This is a genomic window from Pseudomonas sp. R62 (assembly GCF_000257605.1).
GTDB lineage: Bacteria > Pseudomonadota > Gammaproteobacteria > Pseudomonadales > Pseudomonadaceae > Aquipseudomonas > Aquipseudomonas atacamensis.
Map to the genome: position 1 here is coordinate 2,219,542 of NZ_JH635998.1, position 14,491 is coordinate 2,234,032.

The 14,491-nt window shown below is 61.0% G+C and carries 12 protein-coding genes and 1 pseudogene; 7 read left to right on the top strand and 6 right to left on the bottom strand.

The window, feature by feature from the left end; all coding sequences use genetic code 11:
• Positions 1–113 (top strand): annotated as a pseudogene (locus OQK_RS10990) (Lrp/AsnC family transcriptional regulator); the annotation flags it as partial.
• A 99-nt stretch (positions 114–212) separates the two neighbouring features.
• On the opposite strand, the gene lpdA reads toward OQK_RS10990, so the two are convergent.
• A complete protein-coding gene (gene lpdA, locus OQK_RS10995; protein WP_016772429.1) occupies positions 213–1,613 on the bottom strand; it encodes a dihydrolipoyl dehydrogenase in 1,401 nt (466 codons plus the stop codon).
• A 210-nt stretch (positions 1,614–1,823) separates the two neighbouring features.
• Here lpdA and hflK (OQK_RS11000) point away from each other — a divergent pair, with 210 nt between their 5' ends.
• From hflK (OQK_RS11000) to cfaB, 5 genes are all read left to right on the top strand, one after another.
• A complete protein-coding gene (gene hflK / locus OQK_RS11000) occupies positions 1,824–3,785 on the top strand; it encodes a protease modulator HflK (protein WP_016772430.1) in 1,962 nt (653 codons plus the stop codon).
• Complete coding sequence (gene hflC, locus OQK_RS11005; protein WP_016772431.1) at positions 3,782–4,831, top strand: protease modulator HflC; 1,050 nt, start codon at positions 3,782–3,784, stop codon at positions 4,829–4,831. Before hflK (OQK_RS11000) ends, hflC begins: the two co-directional genes overlap by 4 nt.
• The gene (gene hflK / locus OQK_RS11010) at positions 4,828–5,877 is read left to right on the top strand and encodes a protease modulator HflK (RefSeq protein WP_016772432.1); all 1,050 of its coding nucleotides are present in this window, start codon (positions 4,828–4,830) and stop codon (positions 5,875–5,877) included. The genes hflC and hflK (OQK_RS11010) overlap by 4 nt, the downstream gene beginning before the upstream one ends.
• On the top strand, positions 5,874–7,784 hold the full coding sequence (locus tag OQK_RS11015) for a cation-translocating P-type ATPase (protein WP_016772433.1): 1,911 nt from the start codon (positions 5,874–5,876) through the stop codon (positions 7,782–7,784). Before hflK (OQK_RS11010) ends, OQK_RS11015 begins: the two co-directional genes overlap by 4 nt.
• 177 nt (positions 7,785–7,961) lie before the next feature.
• Positions 7,962–9,149 carry a C17 cyclopropane fatty acid synthase CfaB gene (cfaB, locus tag OQK_RS11020; protein WP_016772434.1) on the top strand — a complete coding sequence of 396 codons (1,188 nt, stop codon included), beginning with the start codon at positions 7,962–7,964 and terminating at the stop codon, positions 9,147–9,149.
• A gap of 10 nt (positions 9,150–9,159) precedes the next feature.
• Here cfaB and cls read toward each other — a convergent pair whose 3' ends face one another.
• Positions 9,160–10,599 (bottom strand): cardiolipin synthase, encoded by a 1,440-nt coding sequence (cls, locus tag OQK_RS11025; RefSeq protein ID WP_016772435.1) that lies wholly within the window; start codon positions 10,597–10,599, stop codon positions 9,160–9,162.
• Positions 10,600–10,730: 131 nt separating this feature from the next.
• Here cls and OQK_RS11030 point away from each other — a divergent pair, with 131 nt between their 5' ends.
• Entirely contained in the window at positions 10,731–11,249 is a 519-nt protein-coding gene (locus OQK_RS11030; RefSeq protein WP_016772436.1) for a DUF3617 domain-containing protein, read from the top strand.
• An 81-nt stretch (positions 11,250–11,330) separates the two neighbouring features.
• Here the strand turns inward: OQK_RS11030 and OQK_RS11035 are convergent, their stop codons facing one another.
• The 4 genes from OQK_RS11035 to folE2 form a co-directional block, all read right to left on the bottom strand.
• Positions 11,331–12,206, bottom strand: coding sequence for a metal ABC transporter substrate-binding protein (locus OQK_RS11035; protein ID WP_016772437.1), 876 nt, complete (start codon positions 12,204–12,206; stop codon positions 11,331–11,333).
• A gap of 11 nt (positions 12,207–12,217) precedes the next feature.
• Positions 12,218–13,087, bottom strand: coding sequence for a metal ABC transporter permease (locus tag OQK_RS11040; RefSeq protein ID WP_016772438.1), 870 nt, complete (start codon positions 13,085–13,087; stop codon positions 12,218–12,220).
• Positions 13,087–13,755 (bottom strand): metal ABC transporter ATP-binding protein, encoded by a 669-nt coding sequence (locus tag OQK_RS11045; RefSeq protein ID WP_016772439.1) that lies wholly within the window; start codon positions 13,753–13,755, stop codon positions 13,087–13,089. The genes OQK_RS11040 and OQK_RS11045 overlap by 1 nt, the downstream gene beginning before the upstream one ends.
• Positions 13,752–14,491, bottom strand: a 740-nt coding sequence (gene folE2, locus OQK_RS11050) for a GTP cyclohydrolase FolE2 (protein ID WP_016772440.1), incomplete at its 5' end; no start/stop codon positions are given. The genes OQK_RS11045 and folE2, both read right to left, overlap by 4 nt.

Genomic DNA, 14,491 nt, shown 5'->3' on the forward strand with positions numbered 1-14,491 from the left:
TTGTCAGCGCGCACCTGCTGAAGCTGCCGGGGGTGAGCGATATTCGCAGCAACTTTGCCATTCACACGGTGAAAGCGCCGGGGGCTTTGCCGTTGGGGCATCTGCCGCTGTAGACCGGGTGGCGCCATTCGCGAGCAGGCTCGCTCCCACGGGGGAACGCATTCCAAAGTGGGAGCGAGCCTGCTCGCGAAGACGGCGGCAAGGTTTGGAACCTACATCTGCGTCGCCATCCCCTCGACATTCATCGCTGCCTGACGCAACGCTTCCGAACGCGTCGGGTGCGGATGGCAGGTCAGGGCAATGTCCTCGGCCGAGGCGCTGAACTCCATCGCCACACAGAATTCGCCGATCATCTCGCTCACGCTCGGCCCGACCAGATGCACGCCAAGCACTTCGTCCGTGCGCTCGTCGGCGAGGACTTTGGCAAAGCCTTCTGTTTCGTGATTGATCTTCGCCCGGCTGTTGGCGGTGAAGGGAAATTTGCCGACCTTGTAGGCACGGCCCTCGGCCTTGAGCTGTTCTTCGGTCTGGCCGACGCTGGCCAGCTCCGGCTGGGTGTAGATGACGTTGGGGATCAGCGCGTAATTGACCTCGCCGGCCTTGCCGTGGATCTGTTCGACGCAGGCCATGGCCTCGTCTTCAGCCTTGTGCGCGAGCATCGGGCCGGACGTGACGTCGCCGATCACCCAGACCCCGGCGGCTTCGGTGCGATGCTGCTTGTTGGCGAGCATGCCGCGTTTGTCGGTACTGAGGCCGACGTTCTCCAGCCCCAAGCCCTGGGTGTACGGCCGGCGCCCGATGGCCACCAGCACATAGTCGGCTTCGATCAGCTCAGCCGTGCCACCGGCGGCAGGCTCGACGCTAAGCTGCACGCCTGTGGCGGAGCTGGTGGCACTGGTGACCTTCGAGCTCAGTTTGAAGGCGATGCCTTGCTTGCTCAGCGCGCGCTGCAAGGTCTTGCCGGCCTCGCCATCGACGCCGGGGCAGATACGATCAAGGTATTCGACCACGGTGACCTGCGCGCCGAGTCGGCGCCACACCGAACCCAGCTCCAGGCCGATCACCCCGGCACCAATCACTACCAGATGTTTGGGTACTTCACTCAATGACAGCGCGCCGGTGGAATCGAGGATGCGCTGGTTGTCGATCTCTACGCCGGGCAGGGGAGTGGGCTCGGAACCGGTGGCGATGATGATGTCCTTGGCGCTGAGCTCGCTCTTGTTGCCTTGAGCGTCGGTCACCGTCACTTTGCCCGGGCCGTCGATATGGCCCCAACCCTTGATCCAGTCGACTTTGTTCTTGCGAAACAGAAACTCGATGCCCTTGGTCAGGCCGGCGACGCTCTCGTCTTTCTGTTTCATCATCTGCGCAAGGTTCAGCGTCGGTTTGACCTCGATGCCGAGATTGGCGAACTCCGTGCCCACCGCAGCGGCGTACAGCTCCGACGCGTGCAGCAAGGCTTTGGACGGCATGCAACCGACGTTCAGGCAGGTGCCGCCCAGGGTCGCACGTCCTTCGACGCAAGCGGCCTTGAGCCCGAGCTGGCCCGCGCGGATCGCTGCGTTATAACCGCCGGGGCCGCCGCCCAGAATCACTACGTCATAGTTGCTCATGCGCTTGCTCCAGATTGCTCGAAGGGGATAGCCAAGATTAGTCGCGATAAAAATTATGTGCGTAATATGAGCTTCGTCGAACATTTCGGTCAAGGCTTCAGGCAAGCGACAGCTGCGGCATCCTTGAATAAGCGTATTTGTGTACGAATATTTCACAGTTTGCGTTATATCGTAACGCTATGAACGCAGAGCCTACATTTTCGGGGTGTTATGCAAGTCGATCTTGAGTTGGACGCCACGCCAGTCACCGGGCTGCCGCGCTTTCAGCAGGCAGCCGTGCAGTCACGCAAATTGCGTCGGTTGGCGTATGGACTCGGCGCAGTGGCGGGGTCGGGCTGGGTGCTGGCGTTTTTCGTCTGCCTGTTTGCGCCGCAGTCCCTGTGGTTGCCGTTGTTGGTCAATCAGGGCGCAGCGTTGCTGGTGCTGGTCGCCGGTCTGCAATCGGCGTGGTGGGTGGCGCGATGGCGCGCGCGGGTGATGCATCCGCCCGCTTCGCAACCGAGCGTCGTGGAGGAGGGCGCCGCAGCCGAGGGCTGGTACGAAAGGCTGCTGGAGCGATTGAGTCAGCGGGGCCGCCATCTGCTTGGACAAATCGGTGCGCCGACGTTGTGGCTCGGCGGCTGGGCGTTGCTGGTTCTGCTTGGTATTGAGCAGGTGTGGAATCTCACGTTGCCTGCGGCGGCCTTGGGGCTGTCGGCGAGCATCGGTGCGGCATTGGCGTTGTTGCTGGCGTTTGCCCTGCTGGTGCTGGAGCGGCACCTGGCGCAGGAACCGCCGGCGCAATGGCCGGAAGCGGCTGCGCTGGCGCAACTGACCCGGGTGGTGGTCATCACACTCTTGATCGGTGCGCTGTGTCTGTTGTTTGCCAGCGAAAGCGCAGTCTGGCCGGTACGCGTGGCGGTGCTCAGCGCAGTCCTGCCAATGTTGGTTGCCGGCGAACTGCTGTTGCGCGCGTTACTGTCTGTCTTCAGCCCGCGGCGTGAACAACTGGAACCGACCCTGCTGGCGCGCAGTTTTATCGCCGATATGCTGCGCTGGCCGCCGCAGCCGTGGCTGGCGTTGCAGCATGAAATGCACAATCGGTTCGGCATCGATCTGCGCCAGATCTGGGCCTTCAGTTACATGCGCCGGGCCTTGTTGCCGGTGTTGGCGGTGGTCGCCCTGAGCGGTTGGCTGCTGAGCGGCGTACATGAAATTCCCCTGCAAGGTCGCGGCATCTACGAGCGCTTCGGTAATCCGGTACAGGTTTTCGGCCCGGGTTTGCATGCCGGTTTGCCCTCGCCATTGGGGCGTGTGATCTCCGTTGAAAACGGCGTAGTCCACGAACTGGCCACCAGCGTCGGCGATAAGCCAATCGCCGTGCAATCCGATTCCGCTGAAGGCCCGGCGCCGCTGACCGCCAACCGTTTGTGGGACGCCAGCCACGTCAACGACAAATCCCAGGTCATCGCCAGCAGCCGCGGCGCGCAACAGGGCCTGCAAATCGTCAACATGGACGTGCGCTTCGTTTATCGCATCGGTTTGAACGACGAAGCGGCACTTGCTGCGACCTACAACAGTGCCGATGTACCGACGCTGATTCGCAGCACCGCCAGCCGCATCCTGGTTCACGATTTTGCCTCGCGCACCCTCGACGGTCTGCTCGGCGACGACAGGGCAGGGCTGGCCGAGGAAATCGGTCGCGCAGTGCAAAGCGATCTGAACAGATTGAACAGCGGTGTGGAAATCCTCGCCACAGTTGTCGAAGCGATTCATCCACCGGCCGGCGCGGCGAATGCCTACCACAGTGTGCAAGCGGCGCAGATCGGCGCGCAGGCGTTGATCGCTCGCGAACGCGGGGCGGCTGCGCAGGCCACTAACGAGGCGCAGTTGCAGGCGAGTACGGCGCGGGATCAGGCAGTGGCCAATGCGCGGGAGATCAATGCCGCTGCGCAAACGGCAGACCTTAAATTCAGCGCCGAACAGAAAGCCTTCGCCAGTGCTGGCCAGGCCTTCGTGCTGGAGCAATATCTCAGCCAGCTCAGTCAGGGCTTGAGTAAAGCCAGGTTGCTGATACTCGATCATCGACTTGGCGGGAGCGCAAATGCGCCAACCATCGATCTGCGTACTTTCACACTGCCGACTGATCCGTCGCCCGCCCGTACCACCGCTCAACCAGGAGCCACCCATTGAGCCAGTCGCCTGTTCATGACGTTCACGACCACAGCGGCCACGACCACGGCCACGGCCACGGCGGGCATCACCATCATCATGGGCATCACCACCATCACGGCGAGGTGCCAGAAGTCGGACCATTTCCGTGGCGGCGTATGGGCTGGGCTGCGTTGCTGGTGGCGTTTGCCATTGCCGCCGCAAGTCTGGTGCAAGTGCGCTCCGGTGAAGCCACGGTCATCACCCGTTTCGGTAATCCTTCGCGGGTATTGCTTGATCCCGGTTTGAGCTGGCGCTGGCCGGCACCGTTCGAAGCGGCAATCCCGGTGGACTTGCGTCTATGTACCACCTCAAGTGGTTTGCAGGACGTCGGCACCAAGGACGGTTTGCGCATCATCGTTCAGGCCTACGTGGCGTGGCAGGTGCAGGGTGATCCTGAACACGTGCAGCGTTTCATGCGTGCCGTGCAGAATCAGCCGGACGAAGCGGCGCGGCAGATTCGAACCTTTGTCGGCTCAGCGCTGGAGACCACGGCCAGCAGTTTCGATCTGGCGAATCTGGTCAACACTGATGCCAAACAAGTGCGCATCGGCGATTTTGAAACGCAGTTGCGTCAGCAGATCGATCAACAGTTGCTTGCTACATATGGCGTGCGCGTTGTGCAGGTGGGTATCGAGCGTTTGACTTTGCCATCGGTCACGCTCAGCGCCACGGTCGACCGCATGCGTGCCGAGCGTGAAACCATTGCTACCGAACGCACGGCTGTTGGCAAACGCGAAGCGGCGCAAATCCGTTCCGCCGCCGAGCGCGATGCGCGGATCGTCCAGGCCGATGCGACGGTGAAAGCCGCCGATATCGAAGCACAGTCACGGGTCGAGGCTGCGCAGATTTATGGTCGCGCCTACGCCAGCTCGCCGCAGCTCTATAACCTGCTGCGCTCCCTCGATACCCTCGGCACCATCGTTACGCCGGATACCAAATTGATTCTGCGCACCGATGCTGCGCCTTTCCGCGTATTAGTCGACGGCCCACCGACGTTCGACAACAAAGCCGGATCGCAACCATGAGCGAAGAAGTTCCACGTGGAACACATGCGTTGAACAGTCCGTGGATCCAGGCCGGACGTCTGACCTTCATCGCCCTGTATGCGATCACCTTGTTGGCGGCGCTGGCATGGGCGTTCTCGAATGTCCGGCAGATTGATCCGCAAAACCGCGCCGTGGTGCTGCACTTCGGCGCGCTGGATCGCGTTCAGAATGCCGGGCTGTTATGGGCGTGGCCGCAACCCTTTGAACAGGTGGTTCTATTGCCGGCGGCGGATCGGGTGATCGAGCGCCGAGTGGAAAATCTATCGCGCAGCGACGAGGCGTTGACGGCTGACCGGGTGGCTTCCTTCGCCACGCCATTGAGTGATGCACTCGCCGGGTCTGGTTATTTATTGACCGGCGATGCCGGCGTAGTGCAACTGGACGTGCGAGTGTTTTACCAAGTCTCCGATCCGTACGAATTCGTGTTGCAAGGCGAGCATGTGCTGCCAGCACTCGATCGGCTAGTGACGCGCAGCGCCGTGGCCCTGACCGCCGCGCGAGATCTCGACACCATTCTGGTCGCTCGCCCGGAACTGATCGGCGCCGACAATCAGGCGGCCGAGCGTCGTGAGCGATTGCGCGGTGATCTGGTGCAAGGCATCAACGCGCGACTCGCTGAACTGAAGGCGAGCGGCCAGGGTATTGGCATTGAGGTGTCGCGGGTGGATGTGCAATCAAGTCTGCCGGAGCCAGCGGTCAGTGCCTTCAATGCGGTTCTGACGGCCAGTCAGCAGGCTGACAAAGCAGTGGCTAACGCGCGCACCGATGCCGAGAAACTTGCCCAGTCCGCCAACGAACAGGCAGACCGCACGCTGCAGGTAGCTCACGCGCAGGCGGGCGAGCGTCTTGCCAAAGCCTCGACCGATACCGCAACCGTCTCGAGTCTGGCCACGTCTACCGACCCGCAAATGCTCCTGCGTCTGTATCGCGAACGCCTGCCGAAAATTCTCGGTCAGGCCGGGTCGGTCACCACCGTCAACCCGAAAGACGATTCCCGATTGATCATTCAAGGAGCCAGTCAATGACGGCGACCACCGCTGCTCCGAGTCTGTTGTCCTCGGCCGAACAACGTCGCGCCGCGCGTCAGTTGACCCTGGCGATGCTTGCGCTCGGATTGCTGGGTCTGGGGTTGCTCTGGCGCTGGATGCTCCCGGAGCAAACCGGTGTCAGCCAGTTGCTGCTCGGTTTCGCCTCGTTGCTGGTAGCGGTTCCGGTGATGCGTTCGGCGTGGTACAGCCTGCGTTACCCGAGCCTGCACGGCATCACCGATCAGTTGATCGCGCTGGCCATGCTCGGTGCATGGGCGACCGGTGATCTGCTCACCGCGTCGTTGTTGCCGATCATCATGATCTTCGGCCATGTGCTCGAGGAGCGCAGCGTGATCGGCTCCCAGGAAGCGATCAATGCGCTTGGCCAGTTGACCCGCAGCCATGCGCGCAAGCTGCAAGCAGATGGTTCGATCATTGAAGTGGACAACGGCACGCTCAGCGCTGGCGATGTTGTCGAGGTGCGGGCCGGTGATCGGGTGCCGGCGGACGGTCGGGTCTTATCGGGGCAGGCGAGCCTTGATACCGCGTCGATTACCGGTGAGTCGGTGCCGATGGAGGCGGGGATGGGGATGCTGGTGTTCGGCGGCGCGATCAACCTCGATGGATTGCTGCGCGTCGAAGTCACTCGCACCGGCGACGAATCCACTTTGGGCAAAGTCATCGCCCTGATGCAAAACGCCGAGCGCTCGAAACCGCCGATCACGCGATTGCTCGAACGCTATGCCGGCAGCTACATGGTGCTGGTCTTGTTGCTGGCGGCGGTGACCTGGTTCGTCACCCATGATGCACAGGCGATGCTCGCGGTGTTGGTGGCGGCGTGTCCGTGTGCGTTGGTGCTGTCGGCGCCGGCCACGGCGATTGCCGGTGTTGCCGTCGCCGCGCGTCACGGGATTCTGATTCGCAGTTCGGCGTTCCTCGAAGAACTCGCCGATCTGACCTCGCTGGTGGTCGACAAGACCGGCACGCTGACGTACGGCACCTTGCGTTTGCAGTCGATCGACAGCCCGGATGCGGACACCGCCGAAGTGCAGACACTGGCCGCCAGTCTTGGCGCGACGAGCAGTCATCCGGTGAGCCGAGCACTCGCTGGGCTGGTTGACCAGGAAGCGTATTGGCCTCTGACCAACATCCATGAGCGCCAAGGCCTGGGCGTAGTGGCGACGACAGAGAAGGGCGAAGCTGCGCTCGGTCGTCCAGAGTTGTTCGCGCAACTGGGTATCACAACCACCCTTGTTCCTGAGCACGATGGGCCGATTGCCGGGTTGGCCCTTAAGGGCGAATTCCTCGCCTGGCTGTTACTCGCCGACAGCATCAAACCCGAAGCACGCTTTGCCTTGAGCGAATTGCGTGAACTGGGGCTGGGACGCCAACTCCTGCTGACGGGGGATCGCCAGAGCGTTGCGCGAACGTTGGCGCAGGAAGTCGGGCTGAACGAAGTCCAGGCGCAAGCGCTTCCGGAGGACAAACTCAATCGCGTGCTCAAGGAAATCGATCACGGCTTCCGCCCGATGGTGGTCGGTGACGGCATCAACGATTCACTCGCGCTCAAAGCCGGCGTGGTCGGCGTGGCGATGGGCGCTGGCGGTGCCGACATTGCTCTGGCGTCAGCCGACATCGTGTTGATCGGCAGCGATCTGCGTCGCCTCGGTACTTGCGTGCGCCTGAGTCGTCAGTGCCGGCGTACTTTGCAGGTCAACGTGATTATCGGCCTCGGCTGGACGCTGGCCATCGTGGTCTTCGCGGCGTTCGGCTGGCTTGGTGCGGCCGGGGCGATGATCGCGGCGCTGCTGCATAACCTGAGTACGCTGTTGGTGTTGGGCAACGCCGGACGTTTGCTGCGCTTTCAGGAGCCATTGCTCAGGCTCGACGCTCAGGCTAAATGAAAGAAAATTCATCGAACCGCCGAGTGCACAGGCAGTCATCTATCGTAAGGCGCGTCGTCTGTGGCGTTCAGCCGATGTGCCGATCACGATAGACAAGGCCGATCGAATCGATAGCCTGCTATTTTTCCAGGTTGGTCTACCCTCAGATCAGACGTCTGAAACAAGGGGGGATTTTCCATGCTCGCGCAACTTCCACCGGCCTTACAGAATCTGCAGCTACCGCTTCGCCTGCGACTCTGGGACGGCCATGAGTTCAATCTGGGCCCGACGCCCAGCGTAACCATCGTCGTCAAGGACCCGCAGATGGTTACTCAATTCACCCACCCAAGCCTGGATGCGCTGGGTGCGGCGTTCGTCGAAGGCAAGCTGGAACTGGAGGGCTCGATCAGCGAGGTCATTCGGGTTTGCGACGAGTTGAGCAATGCGCTGCTCGACGGAGACGAAGGCAGTCAGCCGGTGCGTGCGCATCACGACAAAGACACCGATGCCAAAGCCATTTCCTATCACTACGACCTGTCGAATGCGTTCTACCAGCTCTGGCTGGATAGCGACATGGCGTATTCCTGTGCCTATTTCGAAACCGGTAGCGAAACCCTCGAACAGGCGCAGCAAGCCAAATTCCGCCATCTGTGCCGCAAGCTGCGCTTGCAGCCGGGCGAGTATTTGCTGGATGTCGGCTGCGGTTGGGGCGGTTTGGCGCGGTATGCGGCGCGAGAGTTCGGCGTAAAGGTGTTCGGTATTACTTTGAGCAAGGAGCAGTTGGCGCTGGCGCAGGAGCGGGTCAAGGCCGAGGGTCTGGAAGATCAGGTCGAACTGCAATTGCTCGACTATCGCGATCTGCCGCAGGACGGCCGCTTCGACAAGGTTGTCAGCGTCGGCATGTTCGAGCACGTTGGCCATGCCAATCTCGCCGAGTATTGCGCAACGCTGTTTGGCGCGGTGAAGGAGGGCGGCCTGGTGATGAACCACGGCATCACCGCCAAACACACCGATGGCCGCCCGGTTGGACGCGGCGCTGGCGACTTTATCGAAAAATACGTGTTCCCCAACGGCGAGCTGCCGCATCTGGCGATGATCTCAGCCGAGATCAGTGAAGCCGGGTTGGAAATCGTCGATGTCGAAAGCTTGCGCCTGCACTACGCGCGCACGCTCGATCACTGGAGTGAGCGACTGGAGGATAACCTCGAAGCTGCGGCGAAACTGGTGCCTGAGCAAGCACTGCGTATCTGGCGTCTGTATCTGGCCGGTTGCGCGTACGCCTTTGCCCGGGGCTGGATCAATCTGCATCAGATCCTCGCCGTGAAGGCGCATCCGGATGGCAGCCACGAATTGCCCTGGACCCGCGACGACATCTACCACCCCTGAAACGGGGCGCTCAGAGTATCGGCGAAATCAGCCGGGCGATCCGCATGCCGACCTGTTGCAGGCGGTGGATCTCCCGGCTTTCTTCTTTGGCCACCTCATCGGCTTGGGCGAAATCGTCATTGAGCATGTGTTCCACGGCGGCGGCGAACTCACTGTCGACGGTCAGCAACATCACTTCGAAATTCAGGCGAAACGAGCGATTGTCCAGGTTGGCGCTGCCGATGGCGCTGATCTCGCTGTCGATCAACACCACTTTCTGGTGCAGAAAACCCGGTCGATAGCGGAACACCCGCACGCCGGCACGCACCGCCTCGAAGGCATACAGGCTGGAGGCGGCATAGACGATGCGATGATCAGGCCGCGACGGCAACAGCAGGCGCACATCAACACCGCGCAACACTGCTAGCCTTAGCGCGGCAAATACCGCTTCGTCCGGGACAAAGTAAGGGCTGGTGATCCATACGCGTTGCGTTGCTGCGTGAATGGCTTCGACGAAAAACAGCGAGCAGGTTTCGTAGGCATCCGCTGGGCCGCTGGCGAGCAATTGGCAAAGCACGCCATCCTCCGGATACGCATCCGGAAGGATCAACGGCGGCAGAGTACGAGCAGCCCAGAACCAATCTTCGGCGAACGATTCCTGCATGCAGGCCACCACCGGCCCGCGGACTTTGACGTGGGTGTCACGCCACGGCGCCAATGGTGGCTTCTCACCCATGTATTCATCGCCGACGTTATGCCCGCCGACAAAGCCGACTACGCCATCGACCACAACGATTTTGCGGTGGTTGCGGAAGTTGACCTGAAAGCGGTTGAGCCAGCCGCTGCGCGTGGCAAAGGCTTTGACCTCGACGCCGGCATCACGCAGCGCCTGCACGTAATGATGGGGCAGGGCATGGCTGCCGATGCGGTCGTAGAGCAAATGAATTGATACGCCTTCGGCGGCTTTCTTCAACAGCAAATCACGCAAGCGCTGGCCGAGCCGATCGTCGTGAATGATGAAGAACTGGATCAGCACTGCTTCCTTCGCTTGTGCGATCGCCTGAAAAATCGCATCGAAGGTCGCGGTGCCGTTCACCAGCAGTTGCACCTCGTTGTTCGCCAGGCACGGCATGCGCCCCAGTTTCGGCATCGCGCGCAATGAGGCGTAGGCACTCGAAGCGCGAGCGGCCAAGGCTTCCTCCACCCACGGGCGCCAGTTCAATTCGGAAATGGCCAGGCGCATCTGCTCGTTGGCCTGGCGCCGCGCCTTGATGTAGCCATCGAAGGTGCTGCGACCAAATACCAGGTATGGAATAAGCGTGAGGTAGGGAATAAAGATCAGCGACAATGCCCAAGCGATCGAGCCTTGCGCTGTGCGCACGGTGAGCACCGCATGGATTGCCGCGATCGAACCGAGTGTGTGCAACAGGGCGATCAGATAACCGAAAATGTGCGGTCCGAAAAAATCCATGGGGCAGCCTTGCTCCGTGAGATGCAATGCTTAACAGACCATGTTCTGCGCCGAATGTCTCTATTTAATCGGCGCATGAACCGACACAATCGGCCGGCGTCTAACGGCCACAACTGATCAGGAGTTACTCGATGAACGTTCGTCTGCTGGGTTTGGCGCTGGGCCTGGGTTTGGCATTGCCGGTGGTTGCGCAGGCGCAAATGCTGCAGCCGGGGTTGTGGGAAATGTCTTCGAGCAATCTGAAGGTCGATGATCAGGCCATGGATGTGCAATCGATCCTTGGCCAGATTCAAGGCCAGATCACCCCGCAGCAGCGCGCGGCGCTGGAGAAGAACGGCATCAACATCGGCGGCAAAGGCATCCGCGCTTGCCTGACGCCGCAGCAGGTGGCGACCAACGACATCCCGTTGGCCGACCCGCAATCGGGCTGCAAGCAGCAGATCACCGAGCGCACCGGCAACCAATGGAAATTCCGCTTCAGCTGCCCGAAAGCCCAGGGCACAGGCGTGGCGACATTCCTCAGTGACCGCGAATTCACCACCGTTGCCAATGGCACCTTCAACGCTATCGGCATCAACCAGAAGGGCAGCCTGGAAACCCGTGCGGTGTGGCTGGGTCAGGATTGCGGCACGGTAAAACCCCGCGCTTGAAACCTCTGCGACGCCCACAGTTGGAACCCATTCCAACTGTGGGCGAGCCTGCTCGCGAATAGATCGGAAGTGCACCTCAGGTCATGGCTGACTCAACGCCTTGTACAGCGTATTGAGGTTGTATTCGAACAGCCCGGTAAATGTGCTCGCAGGCCCGGTGGAAGCCAGTGCATCCGAGTACAGCGTGCCACCGATGTGTGCGCCGCTTTCATCCGCGATCTGCTTGAGCAGACGCGCGTCCTTGATGTTTTCCATGAACACCGCTTTGACCTTGGCCTGGCGAATCTGCCTGATCAGCGCAGCGACTTCGGCGGCGGACGGCTCGCGCTCGGTGGACAAACCCTGTGGCGCGATAAAGTCGATGCCATAGGCCTGACCTAAATAGCCGAAGGCATCATGGCTGGTAACAATCTTGCGATTGCCCGGCGGCAGCGCGCCGAGTTTGTTTTTGGCTTCGGCGAGCAGGGCATAGATCTGCTTGAGGTAGGTCTGGCTGTTGCGCTCGTAGTCAGCCTTGTTTGCCGGGTCGGCGGCGATCAGCGCCTTGGTGATGTTGGCGACGTACAACTCAGCGTTCGCCAGATTGTGCCAGGCGTGTGGATCCGGAACGGTTTCGCCATCTTCATCGAGCGAACGTGGAATCACCCCGCGACTGGCACTGATCACCGTTGCCTTGCTGTCGGTGCTGGTCACCAGGCGATCCAGCCAAGGTTCGAAACCGAGGCCGTTCTTGATGATCACTTTGGCTTTGAGCAACGCCTTGGCATCGTCCGGTGTCGGCTCGTAGGTGTGCGCATCGGCGTCCGCGCCGACCATGTTGGTGATCTCAACGTGCTCGCCGCCGACCTGATGAACCATGTCGGCAAGGATGCTGAAGCTGGTGACCACCGGCAGTTTTTCGGCGGCTGACAATGACATCGACAGCATCAGGCTGAACAGCACGAGTAGAGCGCGCATCGGGAAACACCTCATTGGGATGTGAGCAAAGGCGGGCGGCGCAGCAAACCGTGAACCGGTCCGAACACCACCGACAGCAGATAGCCGACCCCCGCGACCAGCACGATGGCCGGGCCGCTGGGCAGCGAGTAGTAGAACGACAGCAGCAAGCCGAGCCACACAGACACGCAGCCCATGACTGCTGCGATGGCGATCAGTGGCGGTAGGCGGCGACTCCAAAATCTCGACGCAGCAGCCGGAAGCATCATCAGGCCGACAACCATAAGTGCGCCGATGGCCTGAAAGCCGATCACCAGATTCAGCACGACCAGAGTCAGGAACACGCCATGAGCCAGTGGTCCGAGACGACTGACCGTGCGCAAGAACAATGGGTCCAGTGTGTCCAGCAGCAGAGGTTTGTAGATCGCCGCCATCGCCATGAGGCTGACCGCCGAGACCCACAGCATGCCGGTCAGTGTCGGCCCGTCTACGGCCAACGCTGAGCCGAACAGCAAGTGCAGAAGGTCGAGGCGCTTGCCGGCGATGCCAAGGATCAAAACGCCGCTGGCCAGTGAGATCGGATAGATCGCGGCGAGGCTGGCATCTTCTCGCAACCCCGTTCGCCGGGTGATCCAAGCCGCGAGTCCGGCCATGCTCAGCCCGGCTCCCAAGCCACCGAGGGTGAGTGCGGGAAGGCTCAAACCGGCAAACCAGAATCCCAAAGCAGCGCCAGGAAGGATGCCGTGGGCGACAGCGTCACCGATCAAACTCATACGCCTGAGTATCAGAAAAACACCCAAGGGCGCCGTGCTGCATGCCAGCACCAGGCCGCCGAGCAAGGCACGGCGCATGAACACAAACTCGCTGAACGGCTGCCAGAAATGGCTGACGGTGGCGAGCATCAGGCGACCTGCATGTGCGGTGTTGGCTGGATCAGTTCTCTGCTGGTTCCGTACACGCATTGGCCGTTTTTGATCAGCAGGGTATGCGGAATTTGTTGGCGGACAGCCGCCAGGTCATGGCAGACCACAAGCAGTGTCCGGCCCTCGGCGTGCCAGTGGTGAATGTGTTGCCAGAGCAATTGCTGGCCGAGTTCGTCGAGTGCGGCGTGCGGTTCGTCCAGCAACAGCACCGGGGCGTCAGCAAGGCTCAGTCGCGCGAGCAGGGCACGTTGTAGCTCACCGCCGGACAGGGCCATCAACGGACGCTGTTCGAGCCCACTCAAATGCCAGTCTTCCAATGCGTTTTTCAGTCGCTGCGTGCGCAGCTGTGTCGAGAGCCGACGGCCCCAGAAACCTGCGGCGATGAGCTCTTCGAGGCTGATTGGAAACTGCCGATCCAAATGTTGCTGTTGCGGCAGAAAGGAAATGCCGCTTTGGCGTGGAACAGCCATTTCCACCTTGCCGGCCAAGGGCTTCTGCAAACCGGCGATGACTTTCAGCAGACTGCTTTTGCCGCAGCCGTTGGCGCCGATGATTGCGGTCAGGCTGGCGCTTTCGAACTCAAGACTCAAAGGCGTCGTCAGCGGTTGGCCGGGTGCGCCCCATACCAAGGATTGGCAGCGGATCATTTTTGCTCCCGTCGCCAGCTGCTTTCGGCGACGGCGTCATGGGCATGCAGGCTTTCGGCGTGGATCACGCGGATGTGGAATTGGTTGATGCCGGGCGTGCGCTGCAGTGCCAGATTGAGGCGGCGCGCGGCGTCTTCGCAGAACATCAGGTTTTGCCCATTGGCGAGTGCGAAGGCTTGCTCGTCGGGGCGCTTCACTGCGGTCTGCACGGCGGTGCCGAGGGCTGCTTCAGCGTCATTGATGATCGCGGTCAGCGGTAGCTCGTCGATGAAATTGTCGAGATGCAGGTGCAGTTGCGCATAGCTGCGTTGGCTGTGCGGCGTCGCTACGATCCCTTTGGTTGAGCCAAGCCATGCTAAAACATCTGCATGTTGCAGAGCCTTGTTGGCGAAATCGTCGACGAATTGCTGCTGGATCAATTGCCTTGCCAAGGCTGCGGAGCATGGGCACGTCGAGGAATAGGGCAGTTCAATTTTTAGTTCCACGTGGAACATTTGCTGTTTCAGGCTCGCTGAAATGGACGCCGGATAGGATTTCCAGCCGGCCAAGGGGCTGACCAACGCGGGTCGTTTCAGCAACAATTCGGTGTGAATATTCAGATACGCGCAGGCGGATAGACCTTGATGGCTTGTCAGAAAACACTTGAGTACCTGATGCAGCAAAGCGCGAGAAAGGCTTCGCTCTTCGAGGGTTTCGAGTGCCAGATACAAGCGCGACATGTGAATACCACGCGCTT